At 45.6% G+C, this 26,078-nt stretch carries 26 protein-coding genes; 18 read left to right on the top strand and 8 right to left on the bottom strand.

Annotation, left to right across the window (positions count from 1 at the left end):
• Positions 1-122: 122 nt before the first annotated feature.
• Positions 123-2,099, top strand: a complete 1,977-nt coding sequence (locus BM415_RS12060) for an ATP-dependent DNA helicase (RefSeq protein WP_091158284.1) — start codon at positions 123-125, stop codon at positions 2,097-2,099.
• Between the two features lie 144 nt (positions 2,100-2,243).
• Here BM415_RS12060 and cysK read toward each other — a convergent pair whose 3' ends face one another.
• Positions 2,244-3,206, bottom strand: coding sequence for a cysteine synthase A (gene cysK / locus BM415_RS12055; protein WP_091158282.1), 963 nt, complete (start codon positions 3,204-3,206; stop codon positions 2,244-2,246).
• A gap of 84 nt (positions 3,207-3,290) precedes the next feature.
• A complete protein-coding gene (locus BM415_RS12050) occupies positions 3,291-3,677 on the bottom strand; it encodes a YhjD family protein (protein ID WP_091158280.1) in 387 nt (128 codons plus the stop codon).
• 237 nt (positions 3,678-3,914) lie between these two features.
• Here BM415_RS12050 and BM415_RS12045 point away from each other — a divergent pair, with 237 nt between their 5' ends.
• Positions 3,915-4,316 (top strand): VOC family protein, encoded by a 402-nt coding sequence (locus BM415_RS12045; protein WP_091158278.1) that lies wholly within the window; start codon positions 3,915-3,917, stop codon positions 4,314-4,316.
• 58 nt (positions 4,317-4,374) lie between these two features.
• On the opposite strand, the gene BM415_RS12040 is transcribed toward BM415_RS12045, so the two are convergent.
• Both BM415_RS12040 and BM415_RS12035 read right to left on the bottom strand, forming a co-directional pair.
• Entirely contained in the window at positions 4,375-4,605 is a 231-nt protein-coding gene (locus BM415_RS12040) for a hypothetical protein (RefSeq protein ID WP_091158277.1), read from the bottom strand.
• The gene (locus BM415_RS12035) at positions 4,602-5,639 is read right to left on the bottom strand and encodes a nucleotide-binding protein (RefSeq protein ID WP_091158275.1); all 1,038 of its coding nucleotides are present in this window, start codon (positions 5,637-5,639) and stop codon (positions 4,602-4,604) included. The genes BM415_RS12040 and BM415_RS12035 overlap by 4 nt, the downstream gene beginning before the upstream one ends.
• A gap of 550 nt (positions 5,640-6,189) precedes the next feature.
• Between BM415_RS12035 and BM415_RS12030 the strand changes: the two genes are divergently transcribed.
• The 9 genes from BM415_RS12030 (at position 6,190) to BM415_RS11990 (ending at position 16,432) form a co-directional block, all read left to right on the top strand.
• A complete protein-coding gene (locus BM415_RS12030; protein ID WP_348272313.1) occupies positions 6,190-7,080 on the top strand; it encodes a YitT family protein in 891 nt (296 codons plus the stop codon).
• 373 nt (positions 7,081-7,453) lie between these two features.
• Positions 7,454-7,831 carry a VOC family protein gene (locus tag BM415_RS12025; protein WP_091158273.1) on the top strand — a complete coding sequence of 126 codons (378 nt, stop codon included), beginning with the start codon at positions 7,454-7,456 and terminating at the stop codon, positions 7,829-7,831.
• Between the two features lie 903 nt (positions 7,832-8,734).
• Positions 8,735-9,001, top strand: coding sequence for a CD3324 family protein (locus BM415_RS12020; RefSeq protein WP_047910997.1), 267 nt, complete (start codon positions 8,735-8,737; stop codon positions 8,999-9,001).
• 218 nt (positions 9,002-9,219) lie between these two features.
• On the top strand, positions 9,220-11,226 hold the full coding sequence (locus tag BM415_RS12015; RefSeq protein WP_244533220.1) for an ABC transporter ATP-binding protein: 2,007 nt from the start codon (positions 9,220-9,222) through the stop codon (positions 11,224-11,226).
• Positions 11,226-11,726, top strand: a complete 501-nt coding sequence (locus tag BM415_RS12010; protein ID WP_091158272.1) for a DUF1854 domain-containing protein — start codon at positions 11,226-11,228, stop codon at positions 11,724-11,726. The genes BM415_RS12015 and BM415_RS12010 overlap by 1 nt, the downstream gene beginning before the upstream one ends.
• 384 nt (positions 11,727-12,110) lie before the next feature.
• Positions 12,111-13,529, top strand: a complete 1,419-nt coding sequence (pyk, locus tag BM415_RS12005) for a pyruvate kinase (protein ID WP_091158270.1) — start codon at positions 12,111-12,113, stop codon at positions 13,527-13,529.
• Positions 13,530-13,617: 88 nt separating this feature from the next.
• Positions 13,618-14,481, top strand: a complete 864-nt coding sequence (locus BM415_RS12000; RefSeq protein WP_091158268.1) for a DUF421 domain-containing protein — start codon at positions 13,618-13,620, stop codon at positions 14,479-14,481.
• Between the two features lie 121 nt (positions 14,482-14,602).
• On the top strand, positions 14,603-15,481 hold the full coding sequence (locus BM415_RS11995; RefSeq protein ID WP_091158267.1) for a phosphotransferase enzyme family protein: 879 nt from the start codon (positions 14,603-14,605) through the stop codon (positions 15,479-15,481).
• A gap of 27 nt (positions 15,482-15,508) precedes the next feature.
• Entirely contained in the window at positions 15,509-16,432 is a 924-nt protein-coding gene (locus tag BM415_RS11990; protein ID WP_091158265.1) for an ROK family protein, read from the top strand.
• A 22-nt stretch (positions 16,433-16,454) separates the two neighbouring features.
• On the opposite strand, the gene BM415_RS11985 is transcribed toward BM415_RS11990, so the two are convergent.
• Complete coding sequence (locus BM415_RS11985) at positions 16,455-16,874, bottom strand: DUF2188 domain-containing protein (RefSeq protein ID WP_091158264.1); 420 nt, start codon at positions 16,872-16,874, stop codon at positions 16,455-16,457.
• Between the two features lie 83 nt (positions 16,875-16,957).
• On the opposite strand from BM415_RS11985, the gene BM415_RS11980 reads away from it, so the two are divergent.
• Entirely contained in the window at positions 16,958-17,755 is a 798-nt protein-coding gene (locus tag BM415_RS11980) for a lipid II flippase family protein (RefSeq protein WP_091158262.1), read from the top strand.
• A 115-nt stretch (positions 17,756-17,870) separates the two neighbouring features.
• Here the strand turns inward: BM415_RS11980 and msrB are convergent, their stop codons facing one another.
• Together msrB and BM415_RS11970 are read right to left on the bottom strand one after the other, a co-directional pair.
• Positions 17,871-18,842 (bottom strand): peptide-methionine (R)-S-oxide reductase MsrB, encoded by a 972-nt coding sequence (gene msrB, locus BM415_RS11975; RefSeq protein WP_091158261.1) that lies wholly within the window; start codon positions 18,840-18,842, stop codon positions 17,871-17,873.
• A gap of 91 nt (positions 18,843-18,933) precedes the next feature.
• Positions 18,934-19,560 carry a TVP38/TMEM64 family protein gene (locus BM415_RS11970; RefSeq protein ID WP_170862436.1) on the bottom strand — a complete coding sequence of 209 codons (627 nt, stop codon included), beginning with the start codon at positions 19,558-19,560 and terminating at the stop codon, positions 18,934-18,936.
• Positions 19,561-19,720: 160 nt separating this feature from the next.
• On the opposite strand from BM415_RS11970, the gene BM415_RS11965 reads away from it, so the two are divergent.
• Entirely contained in the window at positions 19,721-20,671 is a 951-nt protein-coding gene (locus BM415_RS11965) for a Gfo/Idh/MocA family protein (RefSeq protein ID WP_091158258.1), read from the top strand.
• 29 nt (positions 20,672-20,700) lie between these two features.
• Positions 20,701-21,000 carry a hypothetical protein gene (locus BM415_RS11960; RefSeq protein WP_244533219.1) on the top strand — a complete coding sequence of 100 codons (300 nt, stop codon included), beginning with the start codon at positions 20,701-20,703 and terminating at the stop codon, positions 20,998-21,000.
• Here BM415_RS11960 and BM415_RS11955 read toward each other — a convergent pair.
• Complete coding sequence (locus BM415_RS11955) at positions 20,997-21,818, bottom strand: AraC family transcriptional regulator (RefSeq protein ID WP_091158256.1); 822 nt, start codon at positions 21,816-21,818, stop codon at positions 20,997-20,999. The two genes, BM415_RS11960 and BM415_RS11955, sit on opposite strands and share 4 nt — an antisense overlap.
• A 146-nt stretch (positions 21,819-21,964) precedes the next feature.
• Here BM415_RS11955 and BM415_RS11950 point away from each other — a divergent pair, with 146 nt between their 5' ends.
• The 4 genes from BM415_RS11950 to BM415_RS11935 all read left to right on the top strand — a co-directional run bounded on the left by BM415_RS11950 (position 21,965) and on the right by BM415_RS11935 (position 26,023).
• Entirely contained in the window at positions 21,965-23,056 is a 1,092-nt protein-coding gene (locus BM415_RS11950) for a Gfo/Idh/MocA family protein (RefSeq protein ID WP_091158255.1), read from the top strand.
• A 76-nt stretch (positions 23,057-23,132) separates the two neighbouring features.
• Positions 23,133-24,215 (top strand): Gfo/Idh/MocA family protein, encoded by a 1,083-nt coding sequence (locus tag BM415_RS11945; RefSeq protein WP_091158253.1) that lies wholly within the window; start codon positions 23,133-23,135, stop codon positions 24,213-24,215.
• Between the two features lie 89 nt (positions 24,216-24,304).
• Positions 24,305-25,273 (top strand): sugar phosphate isomerase/epimerase family protein, encoded by a 969-nt coding sequence (locus BM415_RS11940; RefSeq protein WP_091158252.1) that lies wholly within the window; start codon positions 24,305-24,307, stop codon positions 25,271-25,273.
• 21 nt (positions 25,274-25,294) lie between these two features.
• Positions 25,295-26,023 (top strand): ThuA domain-containing protein, encoded by a 729-nt coding sequence (locus tag BM415_RS11935; protein ID WP_091158251.1) that lies wholly within the window; start codon positions 25,295-25,297, stop codon positions 26,021-26,023.
• Positions 26,024-26,078: the final 55 nt, after the last annotated feature.

Raw genomic sequence — 26,078 nt, 5'->3', positions numbered from 1 at the left:
CATTTTAATGCATCTGAATAACAAATATAAAGAATTGCTATCAGCTTGTGTTTATGAGATAATCAATGTTTGCCTGAATCAGTTTCGCCTTATAAGAAAAATGTTAATGTGGGGGAGTAACCATGGAGCGATATCCTTTCTCCTATAATCCGACCGAGCCTTTCGTGAAGCAAGTGGGCGATTGGGTGGCGGATGTATTTTATGATATGTTGCCCGAGCACGGTTTTGAAGTGCGGGATGAACAAATTTATATGGCGTATCAGCTGGAAAGAGCTTATGCCGACAAGAAGACGATTTTTGCAGAAGCAGGTGTGGGTACAGGGAAGACGCTTGTATATTTGCTGTATGCGGTGAACTATGCCCGTTATACCCGTAAGCCGGCTGTCATTGCTTGTGCGGACGAGTCGTTAATTGAACAGCTCGTCAAGCCGGAAGGTGACATTGCCAAGCTTGCACGTTACCTGGGATTGAATATTGACGCGAGATTGGGGAAATCCCCGGATCAATATATTTGTCTTAAAAAGATGGACGGCGCCCGTCTTAAGGATGAGGATGCCAACGTCATTGAAGAAGTATATGACAGTCTGCCGGACTTCGTCCATTCGCCTGGAACGCTGCAGTCCTTCTCACCTTATGGGGACAGGAAGGAATATCCCCATCTGAACGATGAACAATGGGACAAAATCAGCTGGGACTCTTTCCAGGATTGTTTTGTATGCGACAAAAGGCACCGCTGCGGGATGACCCTCTCGAGGGATCATTACCGTAAGTCGACGGATCTCATCATTTGCTCTCACGATTATTATATGGAGCATGTCTGGACCTATGAAGGGAGAAAGAGGGAAGGTCAGCTTCCACTGCTTCCTGAGCAAAGCTCTGTCGTGTTTGATGAAGGTCATTTGCTGGAATCTGCTGCACAGCATGCCCTCAGCTACAAGCTGAAGCACACTGCCTTCGAAGAAATGATTACAAGACTCCTGGATGGGGAAATCCGCGAAACGCTTGCAGAGCGGGTGGAGGACGCCATTGATCAGAGTAAAGTGGTATTCAGCTTGGTTCAAGAGCTCAGCACCAGCATTCCGGGATCAGATCGAAAAAGAGTGGGCGTAAATGAGGCTCTGCTGATACAGTTAAATCGCTGGAATGATACGCTGGAGGCGATTGACGAGGAGCTGGTGTTCGAGAGCGGCCTGCACACACTCAATGAATATAAGCTTCGAATTGTTGAGGAGCATCTCGAGATGATTCAAACCGCATTGCAGCTGTTCAGGCAGCCTGGCAGCTATATTTGCTGGGCAGAGGAGAGCGAGGATGGGGATGTAACGTTAGCCGTCATGCCGCAAAAGGTCAAGGAAGTGTTGGAGCAGCGAGTATTTGGGCTAAACATGCCGATCATTTTCTCTTCTGCAACGCTATCGGTAGGACAGTCTTTTGATTATGTAGCTAATAGTCTTGGCATTACCGATTATTTAGCGTTCTCTGTGAATTCACCCTATAATTATGCCGATCAGATGAGACTGATCGTTCCAGAAGAGCTCTGCGATGCGGGAGAGCCTCGAAGCGAAGTTCTCTTTGCCAAAAAGCTGGCGAGTGCCGCCAAGCTGCTCGCACACTCTGAAGGACGTGCTCTCCTACTGTTCACCACGATGGAAGAGCTGCGCAGATTCAAACAAGCTGCAGCCCAGCACCCTTATTTCACTTCATATAAGATGCTGTTCGAAGGGGACGGGGAGATCAGCAGTCTGATTGCAGATTTCCAGAACAATGAGGAAACCGTACTCTGTGCAACGAGCTTGTGGGAAGGACTTGATGTACCGGGACCTTCCTTATCCAATGTCATAATCTGGTCACTGCCTTATCCGCCGGAAGATCCAGTATTTATGGCCAAGCGGGAAGCAGCAGAATCCAGCTATGAGGAAGTGGACATGCCTTATATGCTTCTTCGTTTGCGGCAGGGACTCGGGCGATTGATTCGTTCGTCGTCAGATCAAGGAATTGCCGCTGTGCTTGATCCTGAAATTGTCGCTGATTCGAAGGTCAGAGAACGGGTGGAAGCCGTGCTCCCTCAAGGAGCGGTACTCAGAGTAGAGAAGCTCTAATGTAACTGAGCTGCAATCCATCGACTCTTTCTGGATTGAAACGGTCCTGAACAAAATAAAGGTCAGTAATCTGTTCCTCGCCAGTCTTGCAGACTTCGGGTTAGGAGCAGTTTACTGATCTTTTTTGTATAGGATATGAGCTTCTTACTTATCAAAAAAGCCTGTGCTGAGATAGCGTTCACCTGTATCCGGTGCGATGCAGAGCACTTTGTGTCCAGCTCCCAGCTGTTTGGCGATCTGCAGTCCTGCCCATACCGATGCGCCGGACGACGGACCGAGCAGGAGTCCTTCCTTTGCCGCCAGCTGCCGCATGGTATCAAGAGCATCTTCGTCCGTTACTTGAATAATCTCATTCCACACATCGGTGTTCACAATGGAAGGAATAAACCCGGGACTTGTTCCGACCAGTTTATGGGGACCGGGTTCGCCACCGGACAGCACGGGTGATCCGGCAGGCTCAACCGCAAATATCTGAATGCCGGGGACCTGACGGCCGAGTTCTTCGCCGGTTCCTGTAATGGTTCCACCGGTTCCCGAAGTGGCTACAAAAGCATCCAGTCTCCCGTCCATCTGGGTCATGATTTCGAGTGCAGTTGTCGTTCGGTGTGCATCCGGATTGGCATGATTCTCAAACTGCTGGGGGATGAAGCTTCCCGGTATTGTTTCTTTTAGCTCCAGTGCTTTCTGAATCGCACCGGGCATACGCCCCGCAGCAGGAGTGAGCACAACCTCTGCGCCGTAGGCTTTGAGTATGTTAATTCGTTCCTTGCTCATGTTATCAGGCATGACAAGAATCGCTTTGTAGCCCTTGGCGGCAGCATTCATAGCCAGACCAATACCTGTGTTTCCGCTGGTAGGCTCTATAATGGTGGCGCCAGGCTGAAGAAGGCCTCTGAGCTCCGCCTGCCTGATCAAATTAGCTGCGGCGCGGTCTTTTACACTGCCGCTAGGATTGAAGTATTCAAGCTTGACGAATACATCAGCATCGTAAGCTTCCGGTAGACGATTCAGCCTGACGATCGGAGTATTACCGATCAATTCGGTTACATTGTTTACAACGAGACGCTTGTCAGCATGAGGAGCGGCAGGATTATTTTGAGCATGCATGTGAAAGTCCCCTTTATTTTAATAACCTATAATTTTACTAGGAATATATCTTCCTAACATCATACGAATTGAACGGCTGCCCAGTCAAGACAGTTCCGTCAGCTCAATGCCCAGTCGTTCGCTCATTTCCTTCATTACTTCGGTTTTGCAGAAGGTCCACAGTAAATATAAGCGACGGTGATATCCCCGGCACAGGTAGCGCATTTCAAAACCTTCCTTCTGCTTGTTCTCCTCGTAGATGCGGATGCCGCTTCTACGCATGAGAATTCGGATGTCCGTTAAATTTCGGGTTACATCCATCTGGATCCGGGTTAAATGATGGACATATAGCTGTGGCATATGCAGAGACACATGCTGTATGGTGTGGATGTCCTGCTCAAGCACATCCAGCATGAGAATGAGCATCATATATTTTTTGACCAGCAAATGGTCTGCTTCACTGGGGATCGGGGCAGTGAATGGTGTAGACATCCCGTTCACTTCCTTAAATGATATGTCATTGAATCCATTTCATCGTACCTTAAGTTGCTTTAATTAAGAGGATATAGTTATCGTATTTATCGTTTTGATGAGTTATGAAATTGATTCAGTTTCTGTCATATTTACAGAACATACGTTCCTGTATTATTATATTCAATATAAGATCTGTTTATGCTTTCTGACAAATGGAAATTGTATACAGATGGGGAGAGGAGCTTGAAATAAGCGATGATTCATCATCTAGAGATCTATGTCTCTGATTTGAAGAGAAGCACTGAATTCTGGGGATGGCTTCTAACGGAGCTGGGGTATGAGCAGTATCAGAAATGGGAGAGGGGAATCAGCTGGAGATGCGGAACGGCTTATCTCGTATTTGTACAGGCAGAAGAACGATTCCTTGATGTGCCGTATCACAGGTGCAGGGTAGGGCTTAATCATCTTGCTTTTTACGCCGAATCTAGAGCACATGTAGATTCGCTCACCAGTCAGATGAGGGATAGAGGAGTCCTAATCTTATACGAGAATCTTCACCCCTATGCGGGAGGAGAGCAGCATTACGCTGTATATTTTGAAGATCCTGACCGAATTAAGGTAGAGCTTACAGCACCATCAGAGAGTACAAACATTTAACGCTCTCTTAAATAAGAGAAAGGCAGCATCGATCATTGAAGATCGATGCTGCCTAAAATTATGTCATATATTGCGGTTTATCGTAGAGTGCGTCCTTCTCTAATATGACCTTGTACGGGCGTTCCTTGCCTTTCAAGGAAGGGCCAAGCGTGACAATGGGCACCTCGGGCTTCTTGAAACTGTTGCCGCTGTCACCTTCCGGTACAGATCCGGTTGTTTCGCGCGCGGCACTCAGACGTACCTTTGGGGCTCCTCTTTTTTTGTTGAGCCTCTGTCTGATTGGTTTCATCCCAACTCTCCTCCTAACAGGTCGTGAATAGCACTAAATAGTTGGCGATTATCACGGTCAATTTGCTGGAATAGATCATCACCTGCCTCGAGGTGTCCAACAAGATGTACGGTAAATACATAACCACTTGCTACAGGATAGCACAGCATATACTCTTTCTCAAGATAATCATCATACAGATTTACCTTGATTTTGTTCTCCTTGTACGCATCAACGACCATGATTCGACTGGGATCATCCGGCGGTTTGCCGTCATTGATATTCATGGAGTAACGCCTTCCAATCTCACCGACATTTCCAGCTACCTGCTCAATATATCCAGATAGAGAAACCCGGTGCACCGTGGTACCGCGTACGAGAAAATGCGGCCGTGATACAAAAGCCGTTCGCAGTGTATCGCTCATACGGTGGAGCATTTGATCATCAATTTTGCGGGAACGCAGTAGTTCGCGAAAGAAACGAAGCAGCTTCAGCAGCTGAATGCGTTTATTCTCTTCCTCCTGCTTTACTTTATTCACTTTCTCTGTTAAATACATATCTGACCAAGGGCCTAATCTTTCCATCATATCAGCAATTTTGTGACACGCTACCGATACAGCGGGTGCCCAGTTGCCATCTGAACGAATTTCATAAGTCAGGGACCCTAGACCAAGAAGATCACTGGGCATTCGCATGCCTTCAATATCCATACTGCTATCCAGCTCGTTAACATGTTCAGGTAATATAAAGAATATGCGTCCTCTTCCCAATCGGCTCATAAAAAGACCCATTTCAAACAGGGTATTGTCCCGTACCGTTGCGTACATTTTTCCCCGAATCCTGGTGATGTCATCCGGGTGAAAAATAAAAATGGCGAAATCGCTGCTTCGAACCTGCTTATCCAGATCCTCCATCGTATAGCTGCTCGGATTAAATACGCCGGCATACCAAGGAGTGATTTCAGCAGCATACCTTAAATTTTCATGTACAGCTGCGGCAATAGGCTTCGCTTCAAGGGAACATCCGATGAACGCTCTAGGCTTAATCGTCTTCATAGTCCGCTCCGCCTCGCTTACGGGATATGTTTTTTTAAGATCTTTTTCTATATTATACCATTTACCCGAATTTGACGAACCGAAAAGCACCACATCCTGAAGAAAGAGCCGTAAGAACTAGAGGTATGCGACTAAAGACGATGGGTTGAATATTAATAGTCTATTCGCCGCTACATGAAATGGACATGGAGCATGTAATAAAGTGAGTATAAAATACCAAGCAGGCACCGTTTCTGGTATGTTATAATTAGTTTAATCATATATTAAAGAACTGACTATATGCACGAATATATGATTACTAACAGAAAGGATCTGGATACCATGAGTCCCCGAAGGATGAAGCCCCAAAGGACAATTTGGAAACGAAATGATTCCTCGTATACGTAGCTTCCCTTACGCGATTAGTAAAAAGTCACTTGTAAAATGACCAACTATGCGTAGGGAGAGGTAAGCAAAATGAATATTCGAAGGATGAACTCCTCTCAGCTTTCCTTACGCGTTAGTTTCGGTCTGTTTCTGACCAAACTACAAACAATGCGAGGGAATCTGTATGAGGACAAAGCAAAAACTTCTGTTTTGGAATAAGGCGGCTGTAATATCACAAGAACAACCTGTTTCATTCGAAAACAGAAAAAGGACGGCTGTAACCGAGGCCGTAAGATCGATGTTTAATCGGAATGAGCTGAAAAGTATCGGAATGATGCTTTTTGGGACGATGCTGATGGCGTTTGCTTTTTATCACATCAACTATGTAAATCATTTGTCGGAAGGCGGATTTGTAGGATTAGCCCTGCTTGGCAGCTATGTTGCCGGTTGGTCTCCTGCGCTCACCAGCTTGCTGCTGGATATTCCCGTCATTCTGATTGCATGGTATTTTATGGGCCGAAAGTATATGCTCAAAGCCATGCTCGGAGCCTTATCTTTCTCATTATTTTATGAATGGTGCGAACGGTATTCACCCCTGGTCATTGATCTGCAGGGAAGTCTGCTGGCAGCGGCCCTCATTTCCGGTATTTTAACCGGAGTGGGAGCAGGGATTGTTATTGCGAGCGGAAGCGCGACAGGCGGAGATGATATTTTGGCGGTGATCCTCAGCAAATGGAGCCGGATGAAGATCGGATCAGTGTTCTTTATTTTTGACGGAATTGTATTGCTGTTGTCGCTTCTCTTTATGCCACTCAAAGAAACGTTGTATACGGTGCTAGCTGTATGGATTGCAAGTAAGTTCATAACTCTGATTACTCAAGCAGCAGCGAAGAAGAAGCTGCCCGAATATGAGAGGGAAATCTTGCAGCCGAAGCCGGCAAAGACCGATGTTGGGCTATTACCGATACCGAAGCCTGCAACTGCGTACGTAACGTATTTACCTATTAGCGCTAAGGATACCAAGCATCACGTATCCACCACCCGGGTCAAGAAGTCAAGTGCTGCCGGAGGATAGAAGATTATTTGGTATTGATGATACAGTTGAACAGTATACGAAAGAATAGAAGGATCTGCATGTTTGCAGGTCCTTTTTGCGTTGTCTTCACCAACCAATTCCACAAATCTCAAAATTGATCCATAAATGTCATTGAGGATCAGTCTATATTCTTTTAGAATAACCGATTTGCTTCCAGGGATTATCGCCTACAAAGTAACTTATAACGAACAAGAGTCCGAGGCTTTTCATCTTTACTCTGAGGTAGCACTGCAAGACCAAAAAACGCGATAGCTCTTTCCGTCCGAATTAGGTAAAATAATATTACGATATTAATTAAAACTCAGTTTCATCTAATGAAACGTAAATTGCGTTCATAAGGAGGAGAAGGACGATGTCGTTTAGGTTTGTTGGTCTTGATCATGTTCAGCTTGCTGCACCGGAAGGCCGTGAATCAGAAGCACGTCATTTCTTTAAAGAGATATTAGGGTGGACCGAAATTCCAAAGCCGGAGCCATTACAGAAACGAGGTGGTGTTTGGTTTAAATGTGGTATTCATGAAGTACATATTGGGGTTCAGAAGGATTTTACCCCCGCTACCAAAGCCCATCCTGCATTTCATGTTCACAATATAGAAGCTTTAAAGGTGCATCTAGCGAGGCAAAATGTAACCATTATTCATGACGAGGCACGTACAGAAGAAGGTATCACACGTTTCTATGTCCATGATCCATTTGGCAACAGAATTGAATTTCTTGAATTTAGCAGATGAAAAAAACGTTCAATCAGGGTGGCTGGATGGAGAAATAGATGATTAAGCTAGTTCCAAGCTGGAACCGCTTTCGTTATCAGGATTTTCGCTGTTAGCGGGTTTACGATTTATATGGAAATCAGGTCTTTAGAATCGACTACGGTAAAGATTAGTTATAACTTTTCTTTCTCTACCCTGATGGAAATCACGGATTATATAATGTAGTTGTCGGGGCCGACGAAATACAAGGAAAGGAGATGATCCAATTGATCAATGAGCGCGAGGTGACTTTCGCTTAAGTGCGGAAGTTGTGCGTTTAGCATGGGAGGAGGCTAATGTCTCCTCTCATTAATTAACTATAGATCGCATGGAAGCTTACGAAAGTGTCATTCTTCTTAGGAAACGTGTGTATCGGAATTCTTTGATTCCATTTGATCGGAGTTATAAAATTTGTAAATTTTAAAAACTATTTCTTGCCTATATAACAATGCTTTCATTATAATAAGTTTAGTTTTACATATTGAAGATTTTGCCACATGCTAACTTGCTGAATATCAGGCGAAATCTAATCTTAAGAAGAGAGGAGAAAGTACAATGCAGCCGTCATTCAAACTTCAACGACAGGAACAACTGAATATGCTCAAAGCAAGGTACCTCTATACCGATACGCGATCATGACAAGGAATTTTGAATGAAGCGTGAGATGGATGATGTGTGTAATGTTTAGCTTATGAATAATCAAGAGGACTGCCTATGGACATTTGTAAACGTTCAGGGTTTTTTTATTTTTTTGAGGGCATAGTTTCCGTGAGAAGGTTACAACAACCAAAAAATGAACGAAAGGAGATGCGAACATGATTTTAAATGTGTTTGTAAGTGATGACGTGAGTGGCCAGAGAACCGTATTCGAGGAGGATATTTATCGTGATGTACAAAAATGGAAGAGATGCGCTTCCCCCTAGCTTGCTGAAAGAGATTCAAAAGTATATTCAAGGAGATCTCATCTACATCCCAAAAGCTACCGAAGAGCGTGCACGCTGGGGAGAAAAGAGCGGAGCCCGCAAGCAGCTAGCTCAGCGCAACGCAGAGATTTCACTGTATTATTCCAAAGGATGGTCTGTTTCGGAGCTGGAGCAGAAGTATCATCTATCCAGTGAGAGCATTCGCAAAATCGTTGTGAAGTCCAGGTAACTAGGATGCTTAGGATGGGAGAGTGTCTTCATTGTCGATAGTCCAAGGGCTTCCGAGTTCGATCGGAAGTCAAATTGAAGATCCATTGTTATTCAGCGCACGGACAGATTTATTACACAATGGACATTTTGGAGAACAGTGGATCGTGATCGACCAGGGAAGAGGTCACGGTCTGGACTCCACAAGGAGTCAATATAAGCAGGCTGGAAGTACAGCAAATGACAGAAGCCCGAGCCGTCAGCGGAATAAGCGGCGGCTCCTTAATTGCCGATACTTCCAAAGGTCCTGTTGTTATAGCGAGATATACGGCCGCCCTTACGGCGGTCTATAGTTTCGCAGCTAAGCTGATATGTGCAGTGATTCAGCAGGAAGAGCTGCCAACTGCTTCGGAAAAAGAAATTCCGCGATATTGCCCGAATTGCGAGCATCCACTGGCGGAAGGAACGCAGACATGTCCTGTCTGCAAAGATAATGGGAAAGTTCTTCTTCGCATGCTCCAGTACGCAAAGCCGTATAAAGGACAAATGATTGTGGCTGGAATCTTACTTGTATTAACTACTCTTGTCGAACTAATCCCGCCTTATTTAACGAAGATTATGATAGATGATGTCTTGAAACCGGATTCAATAGCAGACTCATTACTGTGGCTAGTCGTCGGCTTAGGAGCTGCGATGCTGGTCACATCGGTCATGCAAACGTTTCGCGGATTGCTGGGAGTATGGGTCGGTTCCAAGTTAATGGGGGACATTCGAAAGGATATCTATCACGCATTAATGAAGCTGTCCCTGTCCTTCTTTGACCGCAGACAAACCTCGCAATTTATTGGCCGGGTCAACAGTGACTCGGAGGCGATGCGGCAATTCATGACAGACGGTATTATCTGGGTAACCGGGGAATCTCTTCGAGTGGTTGCCATCTTTGCTATTATGTTTGGACTCGACTGGAAGCTGACTCTCTTTGCGCTATTGCCTATGCCTGTAATGGTGTTCGTGTCCTTATCTCTATGGCCGAAGTTCGGGCGGCGTTGGTATCAGCAGTGGAGATCTATTTTTCGTCTGAACGTCATTGTTGGTGACTCGCTTCAGGGGATAAGAGTAGTAAAAGCTTTTGGACAAGAGAAGGCAGAGATATCCCGATATAGTGAAGTAAATGAACAGCTTGTGAAGCACAACATTCGTATTGAGGGATTGTGGCAGGGAATGTTCCCTTTATTCTCCTTGATCGCTGGTATTGGGACACTTCTCATCTGGTATTATGGCGGAGCATCGGTTATACAAGGCGAGCTTCAGCTAGGTGTACTCATGGCTCTAATATCCTATCTTGGTATGCTGTTTGGTCCCCTGCAATGGATTAGCCAGATGATTAACTGGTCCAGTAATGCACTGGCTGCTGCAGACCGAGTGTTCGAAATTCTTGATACGACACCGGATGTGCCTGATGCTCAGAACCCGCGTGATATTGGCAGTATGAAGGGACATGTCCAGTTCAATGAGGTAACCTATGGCTATGAGAAGCATCATCCCGTATTAAAGAGGGTGAGTCTGGAGGTTCAGCCGGGAGAAATGATTGGGCTGGTTGGACATTCAGGAGCAGGTAAATCGACATTCATTAATCTGATTTGCCGTTTCTATGATCCAGATGAAGGAAGCCTCCTCATCGACGGAGTTCCGCTAACAGAGATTATTCAAATTGATCTTCGGAATAAGATCGGGGTGGTGCTCCAAGAGACGTTCTTATTCGATGGAACAATAGCAGATAATATCGCTTATTCCAAGCCTGATGCTACACCGGATGAAATAATGCGAGCAGCCAAGATTGCTAACGCACATGATTTTATTGTTCGTCTGCCGGATGGATATGATACACGTGTTGGTGAACGAGGGCATAGGCTGTCTGGAGGAGAAAAACAGCGTGTTGCTATTGCCCGGGCAATTATACATGACCCACGAATTTTGATATTGGATGAAGCAACGGCTTCCGTCGATACAGAGACCGAACGTCAGATTCAAGAAGCCATTTCGAGACTTATACAGGGACGAACGACATTTGCCATTGCACATCGTCTGTCAACTCTGCGAAATGCCGATCGTTTGGTAGTATTGGACAAAGGGAAAATCGTTGAAGTGGGTACACATGAAGAATTGCTCGCGATCGAAGAGGGAGCTTATCGTAAGCTAGTTGATGCACAGCAAGAATTGTCGAAGATCAAGGGGGTCGAAGGCTAATGGAACGGGATCCTTACGATATTCATTTTCTTCAGCCGCCTGCTGTCATGTTTAGTCGGGGGCCGGGAGGCGTATTGCAGGGAGTTGTAGAAGGCGCACTGTATGATGAAATTCTAGTCTATCGAACTTTTCCTTTTAAGTACACTTCTCAGTATATTTCCATTCGTAATGCGAAGGGAGATGAGCTCGGAATTATTAGGGATATAAGTCAGCTGGATGCTGAAAGTGTAGAGGAATTGGGGAGAGAATTGCAATTTCGTTATTTCCTGCCGAGAGTAACCCGAGTTGACAGTGTTAAAGAAAAATCAGAGCTCTGGGTATGGGAGCTGCAGACGACGCTTGGCCCTACACGAATGGCAATGCGTAATTTGCACGAGCATGTGCAATATCCTGAAGAAGGACGATTGATATTAACGGATATAAATGGTAAGCGCTGCGAAATTCTTGATTGGAGAGAGCTTGATCAGCATAGTAGAAAACAGCTGACAGATGTAATTTAAATATCGTTATCATTTTGACAAAGACTGATACAGAGGTGTGATGTATCGGTTTCTTTGTCTTGTCTGTTTTTAGCTCAGCACCAGTATGGAACGCAGTAGTTTAGACCTTAGTGGAATTTTTGGAGCCCGAACGACTTTTGCGAAGCAACCGGAGAGAGGGGGCCGAAAATGGAACGACTGAGAGGGGGCCGAAAATGGAACGACTGAGAGGGGGCCGAAAATGGAACGACTGAGAGGGGGCCAAAAATGGAACGACTGAGAGGGAGCCAAAAATGAAACGGACAAATGGAACGTCCTTATACATGATTTATAAAGAGAGAACACATACTTCACAAAGGAACCTTTTTGTGACGGTTAAATTTTATCGACAAGTGAGGAGAAAGAATGCTTAAGACGAAAATTATTTGTACGATGGGGCCTGCTTGCGACTCCATTGATCGGTTAAAGCAAATGATTCAGCAAGGGATGACCGTGGCACGTCTGAACATGGCACACGGCGAACCACATGAGCATGTCCAGCGAATGAAGCAAGTACGTCAGGCAGCAGAGGAGTTGGGCACATTTGTACCGATTATGATAGATATTAAAGGACCCGAGATACGAATCGGCAAACTTAAGGAAGCTTTTGTCCAGCTAGTGACCGGGGAAGAACTCATATTAACAACAGAAGAAGTATTGGGTGATGCCAAACGTATAGGTGTGAATTATGCGGAGATGAATCTGGTTGTTAAATCGGGAAACATCGTACTTATTGATGACGGACTGATTGGACTGGAAGTGATGGAGGTAACTGGGCCGGATATACACTGCAGAATCCTGAATGGTGGTGTGCTAAAGCCTAGAAAAGGAGTTAATCTCCCAGGAATTAAAACGACACTGCCAGGGGTAACAGAACGAGATAAGAAGCATATTGCTTTTGGGCTCGAGAACAAGGTGGAAATGATTGCAGCGTCCTTCGTGCGCAAAGGAGCAGATATTGAGGAAATCAGGTCTATCCTCAAACAAAACAAGGCAGAGCATGTTCAAATCTATGCCAAAATTGAGAACCAAGAGGGCGTAGATCGGATCAACGAGATTATTGAAGCATCGGATGGAATTATGGTAGCTCGGGGTGATTTGGGTGTCGAGGTGCCGATTGAGGATGTTCCAATGGTTCAAATTGAGCTTATCCAAAAATGCAATTTGGCAGGGAAGCCTGTCATTGTGGCTACACATATGCTGGATTCCATGCAAGTGAATCCTCGTCCCACCCGTGCCGAGGTCAGCGATGTATCCAATGCAGTTCTGCAGGGAGCCGATGTTGTGATGCTGTCGGGAGAATCTGCTGCCGGGAAGTATCCGGTGGAATCAGTTCGCACCATGGCTGCCGTTGCCAAGAAGGCTGAATCACTTATTGATTACAGAAGTGGCTTCCTTAAGAAGAGAGAGCAGCATGCGACCAAAATAACCGAGGTTATCAGCCAAAGCGCGGTAAGTGCGTCACTTGAGCTCGGAGCAAAGGTGATTATTACATCCACAGGCAGCGGGTTTACCGCAAGAATGATATCGAAGTATCGTCCGGAAGCGCCTATCCTGGCAATCACATCCAATCCTGAGGTGCTGCCTAAATTATGCTTGTACTCGGGAGTGTTCCCATACTTGGGTGAAAAGGTAACAACAACAGATGAGATGTTTGAATCGGTGACTCGAAACGCGGCAATGAAGGGGTTTGTGGAGCCGGGGGATACTGTGGTGTTGTCAGCAGGGGTACCGATTGGAAGATCGGGAACGACGAATTTAATCAAAATTGTTGAGGTATGCTGAATTATTTTCCCAAAAACAAAGGGTAAATAATTCAGCAATTAAGCAAAAAAGAATCACTAAACGACCATCGATTAGGAGGCGAACGAACATGCCTGATTGGCTGGAGGTTTCGATCAGAACATTGGCAGCAGTAACCGTCCTTTTTCTGATCACGAAAATATTAGGAAAACGTCAAATCTCCCAGTTATCGTTATTTGAATATATCACAGGTATCACCTTGGGAAACTTGGTGGGTTACATTTCTCTTGATCTTGATAATACCTGGTATCTAGGATTTGTAGCCCTGTTTGTATGGGTTGTCGTATCTGCTGTTGCAGAGTATTTTACCATGAAGAGTAAAAAATTCAGGGACATCGTAGACGGGAAAGCAACTGTGTTGGTTGAAAGGGGCGCCTTGCTCAGAGATAACCTGAAAAAAGAACGCCTGACGGTGGATGAATTTTTAGAGCAGCTGCGTAAAAAAGATGTATTCAGGGTAGCCGATGTAGAGTTTGCGATAATGGAGCAGAGTGGTGAGATTAATGTAATGCTCAAAAAAGAGCATCAGCCTCTTACTGCGGATCTATTAGGATATCAGCTGTCTTCCGAGCAAGAGCCAAGAACAATTATCATCGACGGACATATATTACCCGATTCGTTAAACGCTTCGGGCCATAATGAAGATTGGGTTCATAAAGAGCTGCGCAGACTGGGGCTTCCGCTGAAGCAGGTATTTGTAGGACAGGTGGACAGCCGAGGAGAGCTTACAGTACAGACAGGAAAACAATCTTTGCCTAAACCGACGACCTCTAAACCAAACGATCAAATCGCAGAGCTGGTCAAGCGGCTGCAGGATGATTTGACCATGCGAAGACAGTTATCGGCTTCAGAGAAAGACAAGCTGCAATACCAGCAGGCATTAGATCAGCTGAAAAATGCAATGAATGCATATAAATCCCCACAAAAGCCGTAACATTCTTGAATGTGCGGCTTTTCTTTTTCCCTTTAAATACTTTACTTATTCTGGATAAAAAGGATAACATAGAGGGGATAAAGGGCGAAGTCTTGCTAGAATTCCATAAAGGAGAAACAATGTGCAAATTTCAGAAGGGTTCCTGCTTAGAAGTTTAGAAGAGCACTATGAGATTGGAGAAGCCAGCGGGCTTGTTCCTATATCCTCGGGGCATACATCTCATGCCTGCCGGTTAGAAACGATGCAAGGACATCAATTCGTTTTAAGACGACTAAGAAGCAAGCTTCAAGCGGCTTGCGAATATGAAATTTCTAGTACAGCTGCAGCGCATTACGTTACTCCATATATTCTTCCAGGTCGTAATGAAAACGGATTTATAGAGGTTCAAGGCAACGTATACAATCTTCAGCACTATTTGAAGCCGGACAAGGTTCCTGTTCAGCACATGTTCCTGCAAATGGGCAAAGCACTAGGCATCCTACATACCGTATTGAGAAATACGACAGTTCATGATCAAGAAGATCGTTTTTCTCTGGAATACAGCTGGAACGAAGCAACTCAAAACATGTCCGATAATTTAAACGCGTCTCTTGAAAAATATGTAACGGCTTGTCTAGAGATGAACCAACGAATGGAAGGATGTATCCATGCTGATTTGGGCATCTGGAACGTCATTTTTCATGCAGCTTCGGTGTATATCATTGATTTTGGAGAAGCAAGAACAGGTGATTATCACTTCGATGCAGCTGCGTTATTAACTTCGTCGATTGGTAAGGCATGGACAGATCAACAAGCTGCTGCTTCTATTTTTGACTTTAAAAAAGGTTATGAACAGAGCGGTCTACAGCTAGATCAGTCCGTACTTTTAGAAAATATGATCCTGTGGTTGATAAGGGGAGCGGCAACTGTGCTTGCTGAGTATGGAGAAACAGAACAAACGACGTATTACGTTGATCATATCATTGCAGACCTAACAAAATACAACAGACTATTGGGATAAATGCATGAAAAGAAGGGGGAGACAGTCATGCATCAGGGCGCAGTGGGGTTGGATATTGGGGGAACGAATATCAAGGCCGGGCTTGTACGAGATGATGGAGTCATTCTATACGATATGATTGTCCCAACGAATGCAGATAAGGGCAAGGATCAACTGCTTGCCTCCATTGCCGAAGCTGCTGCAAGCTGTACTAGCAAGGCTAAGAGTCTAAATATAAAAGTAGCAGGCATTGGAATGGGAACGGCAGGGTTCATTACCATAGACGGGGCAATTGGCAGTGCGACAGCGAATTTGCCAGACTGGAAAGGAACTCCGCTAAGAGAAGAAATGGAGAGAAGACTTCACCTGCCTACAAGGCTGGAGAATGATGTAAACGTCTTGGCGATTGGGGAAATGTGGCAGGGTGCAGGAAGAGGTCTGTCCGAATTTCTATGTGTTAGTCTTGGAACGGGAGTAGGCGGCAGCATGATAACGAATGGCCGTACCTACCGGGGAAGAAGCGGGTATGCAGGTGCCTTTGGACATCAGGTAATCCAAATGGGTGGAAAGCCATGTACATGCGGTTCGAAAGGCTGCTGGGAGCAGTATGCATCAGTTACAGCACTAAAAAGACAGGTATTGGAAGCAGGACAGCCTGCTTGGGCTGATGATCCCAGACAACTGTTTATAGAAGCCAAGGCAGGAAACGAAGCTGCAAAGAACCTTATCCGTGACTATGCCGAATACATCGCTATCGGTTTGACGAATCTCATTCATCTCTATAATCCAGCGGCTATTATCATCGGGGGTGCGATTTCAGAACAAGGGGATGCCTTGCTCTGTCCGGTACGCGAACAAATAGAGAGGTACACCATGGATGGATTTGCAGATCATCCGCCGCTCCCTATCTTACCAGCCATATTAGGAAATAAGGCAGGAATCATAGGAGCAGCCAAGCTGATTCTTACATAGCTTAGCTGCTCAAGTAACAAGCTCAATTATATATTTTTGAGGTCATAATCTTACCTTGTTTATCATGGATGATGACTCTCATTTCCTTGCCTGATGCGATTTTTTTTGCCGCATCCTCTGCTTCATTTTTTAATCGATAGGTATCCTCTGGCTTGTTTGTGCCTTCTTTTTTGATTGCCCAGCCATCTTCAAAGGGAACAACATGAAGATTCCGGTGATCACCAGAAGAATGAACAGGCCTGTCATTGCTGCTGTCAGAGCTGCTATTTGCTTCAGGATGATTCTCATCCCATTCTTTGGCTTGAGCAGTAGCGATGGCAATGGACCGGCCTTCCTCATATCCGTCTTCCAGCAAAGCATTTGCAATTTCAACAGCTTTCTCGCGGATTCTGGGGTCAAGATTTTTCATGGATGGAGGGTAGTCGTGTTTGCTCCATGGCATAATGTTTCTCTCCCTTCATTAAGATGTCTCATCTATTTATTACCCGATAACAAAATATCAAAAACATAAGGAGTGAATAGATCATGCTGCTGCAACTTGCTCTGCCGTTTCTGTTTACGATGATTATTCATGCTGCAGACAGCCTGTCCTATGCACTGAGGCTGGGCGGGTTAAGAACGAAGCGGATTACGATCGCTTTGTCTTTATCTGGTGTGCTGCTCCTCGTCTCAAGAACTTCTAATATGGCACAGGGGCCGCTTCTTGGTTCAATGGTTGATAAAGCCAATGGTACAGACAGCAGCATGCTTCAAACTCAGCTTCATTTGATATTAGGAGCGGCAGCAGTGGGAACACTCATCGCAATTCTTATGTTTCCGACCATGGTAAGATGGTCCTCAAGGCTGGTGGTTCACCTGGAGAAGTCAGGCTCGATTCCTGGCATGCTTGCTTCTCTGTGCTCTAAGAACACGATGAAAAATGCACTCCACTATATTTCTTGGCCTAGATTTTCCATGCTCCAGACATGTTTCGGTGGAAATTTACCGAGAAGGCTGATGGTCCTTAACATGTCGGTTACGGCTATTTATACGGTTGGAGTTCTTGCCACTTTATATGCAGCCTATTTAAATCCTGAGCAAGCGATGGCTGCTTCGCAATCGTCAGGCTTAATTAACGGTATGGCAACGATTCTGCTGACTCTGTTGATTGACCCTCGGATTGCACTTCTAAGTGATCGCTCACTACGTGGAGATATTCGTCTGGAGCAGATGAACCGAGTGTATGGCTGCATGCTGATGTCACGTCTTGCAGGTACGCTGCTAGCCCAGCTGCTTCTAGTACCCTTTGCCCTGTGGATTAGTCTTGTGGTTGGCTGGATCTAGAACAGCAGAATATACAGGTGCTAGTCAAACAGGGCCGTTAAAAAAGCGGAACATCCAAAAACGCAGGGCTATATAGATAGCTCCTGCGTTTTCTAATTCTAACAAGCCTGATGGCTTATTTATTTGTATTCTCGAATAGATGGACATACTCAGCGTAGCCCTCTTTCTCCAGATCCTCTTTTGGAACGAACCTCAGCGCTGCAGAATTGATGCAGTATCGCAGTCCATTCTCTCCAGGCCCATCATCAAACACATGCCCCAGATGAGAATCAGCTTCCCGACTTCTGACTTCTGTACGGATCATGAAATGAGACAAATCCGTCTTCTCTTTAATACTGTAGTCCCGAAGGGGCCTCGTAAAGCTTGGCCAGCCGCAGCCTGCATCGTATTTGTCACGTGAGCTGAAGAGAGGTTCACCGGATACGATATCTACATAGATTCCCTCTCCTTCATGATCCCAGAATTCATTCTGAAAAGGAGGCTCGGTGCCATTATTTTGAGTGACATTATATTGCATCGGGCTCAGCTGCTCTTTCAGCTGTTCCTTGCTCATAGGACGGGACCAATGGTTCTCGATGAAATCCTCGCGACCTGAGCCTTTGCGGTAACGCTTATAATGCCCTGGATTTTTCTTATGATAATCTTGGTGATGCTCTTCAGCTTCATAGAACGTCTGGGCAGGAAGAATAGGGGTAAAGATCGGTTTATCAAATCTTCCGCTTGCTTCCAGCGCCTGTTTGGATACTTCTGCCTTTACCTTCTGCTCTTCTGTATGATAAAAAATGGCAGTTTGATACGAAGTGCCGCGGTCATGAAATTGGCCTCCCGCATCGGTTGGATCAATCTGCTGCCAGAACAACGCTAACAGCTTCTCATAAGGGAATAATTTAGGATCATATGTGATCTGAACAGCCTCCACATGACCTGTCGTTTCGGAGCATACCTCTTCGTAGGTCGGATTTTCCGTATGACCTCCGGTATAGCCGGACCGTACTTTCAAAATGCCGGGAAGATCCTCAAAGGGAGAGACCATGCACCAGAAGCATCCTCCCGCAAATGTAGCCTTTTCTGTAAATAGTGGTTCCATTCTATATTCACTCCATTCTACAAGAATAATTAGATCAACTTGTCCTTGAAGTATTATATCTTAAAAAAACGATATTAACCAAATAGAGAGGTTAACATGGTCCTTGTATTTGCTTTAACCTTATTTTATAAACGGCAAACGCGATAACGAGCATCATAATATAAATCAGAGCTACGCCTGCGGTTTGAAGCGGATGCTCTAACAAGTTCCCTCCTGCATAGGCATACAGAGCAATACTGGGCAGCTTGCCAACGGAGGTTGCCAGCAGATAGCTCCAGAAGGGCAGTGAGGCTGTTCCCGCGTAGATATTGACCCCCATCTGTGGAACGATTGGAAGCATTCTAGCGAGAAGTATCGTACTGAAGGTATGCTGCTCGAACAGTGTGGTGAGCCTGGAAATGACGGGAATACGCTCCAGGTATAATCGGCCCTTGTCCTGAAATAACCATCTGAACATCAGGTACACCACAATGGAGGCAATCGTTGTCCCAAGCCAGGTAACAACTCCGCCCATAACAGCACCGAAGGAGTACCCCAGCAGCCCGATCACAAGCTTATAGGGAAGAACGGGAAACAGAGCGAATAAGGTTGCAATCAGCGTCAAGTTCATGTAATTAGCATGGTCCTGTGCCCATGACATGACTTCATTGCGATATAATAGAAGAAATACAAGCGCTGGCAAATAGAGCAGCGTAAGGAGAAGCCATTTTTTCATCATATCATCCTCGGAAAATTCATTGTTCATTTATTATACCGGATGGTGCAAGACTTACATAACGAAGCCATGCGCAAATGTAACTTCACTTTGCTAGTTGTACCGGCCCTTGTTACACTAGAGCAGGTGATTATCAGGGAGACAGGAGGAAGTCAAGATCCAGATGAAAATAACACATCGAAAAAGAATTGCGATCGCAGGTTTGGGTGACATCGCAAATAAAGTATACCTGCCGCTGCTTACGGCTCATCCTGAAGTGGAGGTTGTCGGAGTGATGAACCGATCGTTGTCTAAGGTAGAGGAGATCACTTCTCTATATCGGCTTGATCGGGGAACAACCCATCTTGACGAGCTGTTCAGCTGGGAGCCGGATGCCGTTTTTGTACATACCTCAACAGAATCTCACCATGAGATTGTGATGAACTGTATAGAGCGGGGGATTGCCGTATATGTGGATAAGCCTTTATCCTATAATCTTAAAGAATCCATAGAAATGGCGGCTTTTGCCGAATCGATGGGTGTTCTGCTTGCGGTCGGCTTCAATCGAAGGTTTGCTCCACTATACCGAGAGGCACGAGATTGGATCAGCCAATCTGGCGAGGTTGAGAGCATCGTCTGCAATAAGCATCGCATGAAGCTTGACAGCCGCTCAAGCCGTATTACCGTTTATGATGATCTAATTCATATGATTGATACCCTATTGTGGCTTGGCGGTGAGGATTGTGAGCTCGTATCACATCAATTGAGGATGAACGATCAGGGTGCGCTGCTCCAGGCTTCGGGCAGTATTGTGACAGGAAATAGAGGAGTCGGCTCGTTTGGCATGGTGCGTTTTGCAGGGGCTGACACCGAGACGATAGAGCTTCATGGAGCAGGAAGAACGGCACTTATCTATCAAATGGAATCGCTGCAACTCTATGCAGCAGGTGCACCAGCCATCATTAGAACACCGGGAAGCTGGGAATCGGTCCTCACCCGCAGAGGATTCACTGGCTGCGTACAGCATTTTCTGGACTTTCTCGGCAAAGATCCGGAAGGCTGCGAGCTTCATGCCGGCCGTGTGCTTGCAAGCCATGAGCTGTGTGAAGAGCTTCTGATACAGAACCATTCATGATAAATCATACAAGACAGGAGATATGAGCCTTGAACAAAAAGGAAATGGAAGAACAAATCATTGAAAGCTACAGACAGGATGAGGATATGATGATTCTCGTCTTTGCTCAGTGGTGTACAAACAATGAACAGAACCCCGAGGAGCTGTATCGCAGAGCGTATCCTGCCCAACAGAACAACGAACGTCTTCAGCATGTGCTGAACCTCGTCGTTCCTAAGGAGGAAGCAGGCGATATTGCTGACGATACACTCCTTGGTGTCCTGTCATTATATGGTAATGACGATCTTGCTATGGTTGTAGCTGAGGTTATCGAGCAGCGCAAGCGTTAGAGAAGTTGTTCTCGATGAATTGAGCGAAATTCCCTCGGCGACATTCCGAATCGGGCCTTAAACACGCGATGGAAGTAAGTATAGCTGTTAAAGCCTGAGGATTCAGCGACATGCTCGAGTGACATAGGACTAAAAATAATGCGCTCCCGCGCCATATTTAACCGGATATCCAGTGTGTATTGCATGATACTTGTATCAAATGCCTCCTTAAACAAATGAACGGCTCTGGAGACACTGATGCCTATGCTGGAAGCCACATCTTCAAGTTTAAACAGGGTAGAAGCATTCTCTACAATGTAATTTTTAATTTGATAAGCCAAATAGCTGGTTTGTGTCGTTGTCGGATGCTCTGAGAGTAAACGATCAATTTCAAGGCATAATATGCGCATATAATAGCTTGGGATCTCCGGAAATGGATTTGCGATCCGGCGCTGTTCGAGAACGATTTGACGAAATAGGCTAAGTAGGCTTTCGGTCAGATCAACCTTGATCCGCGTCGGACGCTTCTTTTTATGCCACCATTCATCCGCCCAATCTCCTGTGAAAAAAATATGATAATCTCCACTTTCGACAAGTGAATTGCCGGCACCGTTCTCCTCATTGTCAATCTTGAGTTCGTACGGTTCTGTCGGATGAAATAACAGCAGATCACCTGATTCTATAAAGGTCATTTGGTCATCGACCCGGGCTCTGCACCTCCCGTCGGTTTGAAGACGGAACAAATAATTTTTAACTCCTTCAGGCTGTGAGAAATAGTAAGGTTTCCGATGAAATGAAAAGCCGGCTGTAAGAACTTGGCAGGATTGTTCGACTGACATAAGTACTGACTCCTTGAAATAAAAATATTGACCAGATTGTTCATGTTTTGATCATATACTTCATTTTAATTTATAAACGAATCGAATACTATAGTACCAGTTAAGAATTACCTTGAAGGTCAATCACCAGAGGAGTGACAAGATCAGTGGAAAAAATGAAGGCAGGCATTATCGGGTGCGGGAATATCAGCAGCATATACCTTACGAACCTGAAGAAGAGTCCTGTAATTGAAGTTGTGGCGGTAGCGGACTTGATTATGGAACGCGCCGAAGCAAGAGCAGCCGAGTTCGGGATAGCAAACGCTTACACTGTTGACGAGCTTTTGCAAAATGATGAAATTGAGCTTGTATTAAATCTGACGGTACCCGGCAGTCATGCCGTAACCAATATAGCTGCACTTGAGGCTGGTAAGCACGTATACGGCGAGAAACCATTCACCATCTCTCTTGAAGATGGGCGCAGAGTGCTTGAGCTGGCAGAAGAAAAAGGGCTTTATGTTGGAACCGCCCCTGATACTTTCTTGGGATCGGGTATTCAGACTGCAATCAAAGCCATACAAGACGGAGTCATTGGAAGACCGGTATCTGCAACCGCTTTTTTCATGGGGGGCGGGCCTGAGTCCTGGCATCCTGATCCGGAATTTTTCTATGCCTACGGCGGGGGACCGATGCTGGATATGGGACCGTATTATTTGACAGCACTTGTTAAGCTGTTAGGACCAATCCGTAGGGTAAGCGCTTCAACCGGAATTCAAATTCCAGACCGTGTTGTTGGGTCAGGACCGAAGCAAGGGCAGAAACTTCAGGTACAAACTCCTACCCATCTGGCAGGAACCATGGATTTCGCAAGTGGAGTTATCGGTACCATGATCGCAAGCTTTGATGTTCGCGCAGGTTCAGGACTGCCGCTGATTGAGATCCATGGAACAGAAGGAACGCTACAAGTGCCAGATCCGAATTTCTTTAACGGCGATGTTAAAGTGAAGCGAATTGGATCGGACGTCTGGGAAGTGATCCAGCCTGTAACGGTAAGTGAGCAGAATGAGCGTGGTCTCGGTCTGAACCAGATGGTAGAAGCGATTCGTAACGGAAGCGAGGCTGAAGCGAGTGGTAAGCTTGGATACCATGTGCTTGAAGCGATGCATGCGTTTGAGTGCTCTTCAATTGAAGGCAGACATGTACTGCTGGAGAGTACGATCGAAGTTCATAAGGAACCCGAGCTTTTATCAAACAACTAACTTACACCGGCTCAATGATCTAGAGGACTTGCTAAACAAAAATTAAATTAACAAGCTGCAGGCGGAGGTAAAGTTCATGACCCAAACATTAAAAGTAGCTATTATCGGTTGTGGAGGTATCGCAAACGGTAAACATATGCCATCCCTTTTTAAACAAAAGAATGCTGAAATGGTTGCATTCTGTGACATTGTCGAATCCCGCGCAGAAGAAGCAGCAAGCAAATTTGGTGCCGAGGGAGCGAAGGTATACACAGATTATCAAGAGCTCCTCAAGGATGAGAGCATTGATGTTGTCCATGTGTGTACGCCAAACGATTCCCACTCGGTCATTACCGTGTCGGCACTAGAAGCAGGCAAGCATGTCATGTGTGAGAAGCCAATGGCCAAAACATCGGAGCAGGCCCTTGAAATGATCGAAGCGGCGAAACGGACGGGCAAGAAGCTGTCGATCGCTTATCAGAACCGTTTCCGCAATGACAGTCTCTATTTGAAGGAGCTTATAGAAACCGGAGAACTCGGGGATATCTATTATGGCAAAGCGATTGCGCTTCGCCGCCGAGGTGTTCCGACTTGGGGCGTATTCCTGGACGAAGAGAAGCAAGGCGGCGGACCTTTGATCGATATCGGCACACATGCGCTTGATTTAACCTTATGGCTGATGGATAACTACAAACCTAAGAGTGTAATGGGTTCTGTATTCCACAAGCTGAGCGGACGGGAAAATGCAGCGAATGCATTTGGTCCTTGGGATCCTAAGGAGTTCAACGTTGAAGATTCAGCCTTCGGCTTTGTGACGATGGAGAACGGGGCTACTATTCAGGTGGAAGCGAGCTGGGCTCTTAATGTGGTGGAGACAGGCGAGGCACAGACCCTACTTGCAGGGACAGAAGGCGGAGCCGATATGAAGAATGGTCTTCGTTTGAATGGTGAGAAATTAAGCAGGCTTTATGAGCAGAATATTGACCTTAACGCCGGTGGAGTTGCCTTCTTTGCAGGTGAGAGCGAGAGTGACGCAGATCGGGAAGCCAGAATGTGGATAGAGGCGATACAGGAAGATAAGGAACCTCTTGTCAAACCAGAACAGGCTTACGTCGTAACTCAAATACTTGAAGCTATCTATGAATCAGCACGTACTGGAAAAGCGGTATATTTCGAGTAATAAGCAAACTTCCTTATTCATTTAGAAGCAGCAGTTTAATTATAGTTGAAGTTGAAGTACACATTACAATACAGGAGGGGTTTTAGTTTATGAAATTAGGCGTATTTGCAGTACTATTCGGTGGTCGTAAGTTTGAAGATGCATTAGATTACATCGCGTCCAAAGGTCTGGGTGCTATTGAGATCGGTACAGGAGGACATCCAGGTAATGCTCACTGTAAACCGGCTGAGCTCCTGGAGAATGAAACAGCATTGAAAGAATTCAAGAAGGCGGTTGAATCCCGTGGCCTGATCATTAGTGCGCTCAGCTGCCATGGTAACCCGCTTCATCCGCAAAAGGAAATTGCTAAGAAGTTCCATGATGATTTTGTTGACACGGTGAAACTGGCTGAGAAGCTTGAAGTTCCAGTTGTTAATACGTTCTCAGGCCTGCCTGGTGATCATGAGGATGCTAAATATCCGAACTGGCCTGTCGCCCCATGGCCCAATGATTTCCAGGAAGTATTGAAATGGCAATGGGAGAATAAACTGATACCATATTGGACGGAATGGGGTAAATTCGCTTCTGACCACAATGTAAAAATCGGACTCGAATTGCACGGCGGATTCTCGGTTCATACTCCAGCTACATTGCTTAAGTTGCGTGAGGCAGCTGGTGAAGTCATCGGGGCAAACCTTGATCCCTCTCACATGTGGTGGCAAGGTATTGATCCTGTGGAATCCATTAAAATTCTGGGCCGTGAAGGAGCCATTCACCATTTCCATGCCAAGGATACAACGATTGATCCTGTCAATGTAAATATGCACGGTCTTACCGATATGCAGGATTATACAAATATGCAAACCCGCGCATGGCAATTCCGCACTGTTGGATTTGGTCATGATATCAAAACCTGGGCAGATATTATCAGCGCCCTTCGACTTGTCGGATATGATTATGTTGTCAGTATCGAACATGAAGACGGACTGATGTCCGTTGAGGAAGGTTTTTCAAAAGCCGTCCACAATCTCAAGCAAGTTCTTATTGAGGAACCGCTTGGCGATATGTGGTGGGTCTAACATCAATAGGGGGAAATAAGAATGATAAACGTCACCATCTGGAATGAATTTGTTCACGAAAAAATCCATGATGAGGTTAGAGAAGTATACCCGGAAGGCATTCACAAAGCACTTGCTGATGGTCTTTCTGGAGAAGGATACGCGATTCGTACAGCGACCCTTGATGAGCCGGAGCACGGTCTTACGGATGAGGTCTTGAATACGACAGATGTATTAATCTGGTGGGGGCATATGGCTCATGACAGAGTAAGCGACGAAATCGTTAGCAAGGTTGTGAAGAGAGTATTAAACGGTATGGGGTTTGTTGTTCTTCATTCAGCACATTTCTCCAAGCCGTTCAAAGAGCTGATGGGGACTTCCTGTGACCTGAAGTGGCGGGAAGCAGGCGAACAAGAAATTATATGGACTGTAAATCCGAGTCATCCGATTGCAGAGGGGATCGACAGCCATATTATATTGGAACATGAGGAAATGTATGGTGAATTCTTTGATATTCCAACGCCGGATGAGCTAGTATTCTTGAGTAATTTCCAGGGTGGGGAAGTGTTTAGAAGCGGATGTACGTTCAAGCGAGGCGAAGGCAAGATTTTCTACTTCAGACCAGGACATGAAACGTATCCAACCTACTACCGTCCGGAAATTCTAAGAGTCATCAGCAATTCCATCCGATGGGCTTATCCTCTACATCATACCAAACCTGTATTTGGAAACAGCGAGCCCGTCAGAGCATTAGGTAACGTACTTGTATAAGAAAATTCAGTATATCGTGCCATGGACTTACAGTGAAGTGAGTCCATGGTTTTTT

Origin of the sequence: Paenibacillus sp. 453mf (assembly GCF_900116105.1) — a bacterium.
Lineage (GTDB): Bacteria > Bacillota > Bacilli > Paenibacillales > Paenibacillaceae > Paenibacillus > Paenibacillus provencensis.
Note: the sequence above shows the minus strand (reverse complement) of the source record. Positions and strands in the feature narration are given on the sequence as shown.

Coding starts and splice junctions, on each gene's coding strand:
- BM415_RS12010 (WP_091158272.1), top strand. CDS start 11,226: ATGGAACGGGATCCTTACGATATTCATTTTCTTCAGCCGCCTGCTGTC.
- BM415_RS11940 (WP_091158252.1), top strand. CDS start 24,305: ATGAAATTAGGCGTATTTGCAGTACTATTCGGTGGTCGTAAGTTTGAA.
- BM415_RS11985 (WP_091158264.1), bottom strand. CDS start 16,874: ATGCCATGGAGCAAACACGACTACCCTCCATCCATGAAAAATCTTGAC.
- BM415_RS11955 (WP_091158256.1), bottom strand. CDS start 21,818: ATGTCAGTCGAACAATCCTGCCAAGTTCTTACAGCCGGCTTTTCATTT.
- BM415_RS12060 (WP_091158284.1), top strand. CDS start 123: ATGGAGCGATATCCTTTCTCCTATAATCCGACCGAGCCTTTCGTGAAG.
- BM415_RS12030 (WP_348272313.1), top strand. CDS start 6,190: ATGAGGACAAAGCAAAAACTTCTGTTTTGGAATAAGGCGGCTGTAATA.
- BM415_RS11935 (WP_091158251.1), top strand. CDS start 25,295: ATGATAAACGTCACCATCTGGAATGAATTTGTTCACGAAAAAATCCAT.
- BM415_RS12000 (WP_091158268.1), top strand. CDS start 13,618: ATGCCTGATTGGCTGGAGGTTTCGATCAGAACATTGGCAGCAGTAACC.
- BM415_RS12015 (WP_244533220.1), top strand. CDS start 9,220: ATGACAGAAGCCCGAGCCGTCAGCGGAATAAGCGGCGGCTCCTTAATT.
- msrB (WP_091158261.1), bottom strand. CDS start 18,842: ATGGAACCACTATTTACAGAAAAGGCTACATTTGCGGGAGGATGCTTC.
- BM415_RS12040 (WP_091158277.1), bottom strand. CDS start 4,605: ATGAAACCAATCAGACAGAGGCTCAACAAAAAAAGAGGAGCCCCAAAG.
- BM415_RS12035 (WP_091158275.1), bottom strand. CDS start 5,639: ATGAAGACGATTAAGCCTAGAGCGTTCATCGGATGTTCCCTTGAAGCG.
- BM415_RS11970 (WP_170862436.1), bottom strand. CDS start 19,560: ATGATGAAAAAATGGCTTCTCCTTACGCTGCTCTATTTGCCAGCGCTT.
- BM415_RS11965 (WP_091158258.1), top strand. CDS start 19,721: ATGAAAATAACACATCGAAAAAGAATTGCGATCGCAGGTTTGGGTGAC.
- pyk (WP_091158270.1), top strand. CDS start 12,111: ATGCTTAAGACGAAAATTATTTGTACGATGGGGCCTGCTTGCGACTCC.
- cysK (WP_091158282.1), bottom strand. CDS start 3,206: ATGCATGCTCAAAATAATCCTGCCGCTCCTCATGCTGACAAGCGTCTC.
- BM415_RS12025 (WP_091158273.1), top strand. CDS start 7,454: ATGTCGTTTAGGTTTGTTGGTCTTGATCATGTTCAGCTTGCTGCACCG.
- BM415_RS11990 (WP_091158265.1), top strand. CDS start 15,509: ATGCATCAGGGCGCAGTGGGGTTGGATATTGGGGGAACGAATATCAAG.
- BM415_RS12045 (WP_091158278.1), top strand. CDS start 3,915: ATGATTCATCATCTAGAGATCTATGTCTCTGATTTGAAGAGAAGCACT.
- BM415_RS11945 (WP_091158253.1), top strand. CDS start 23,133: ATGACCCAAACATTAAAAGTAGCTATTATCGGTTGTGGAGGTATCGCA.
- BM415_RS12050 (WP_091158280.1), bottom strand. CDS start 3,677: ATGTCTACACCATTCACTGCCCCGATCCCCAGTGAAGCAGACCATTTG.
- BM415_RS11980 (WP_091158262.1), top strand. CDS start 16,958: ATGCTGCTGCAACTTGCTCTGCCGTTTCTGTTTACGATGATTATTCAT.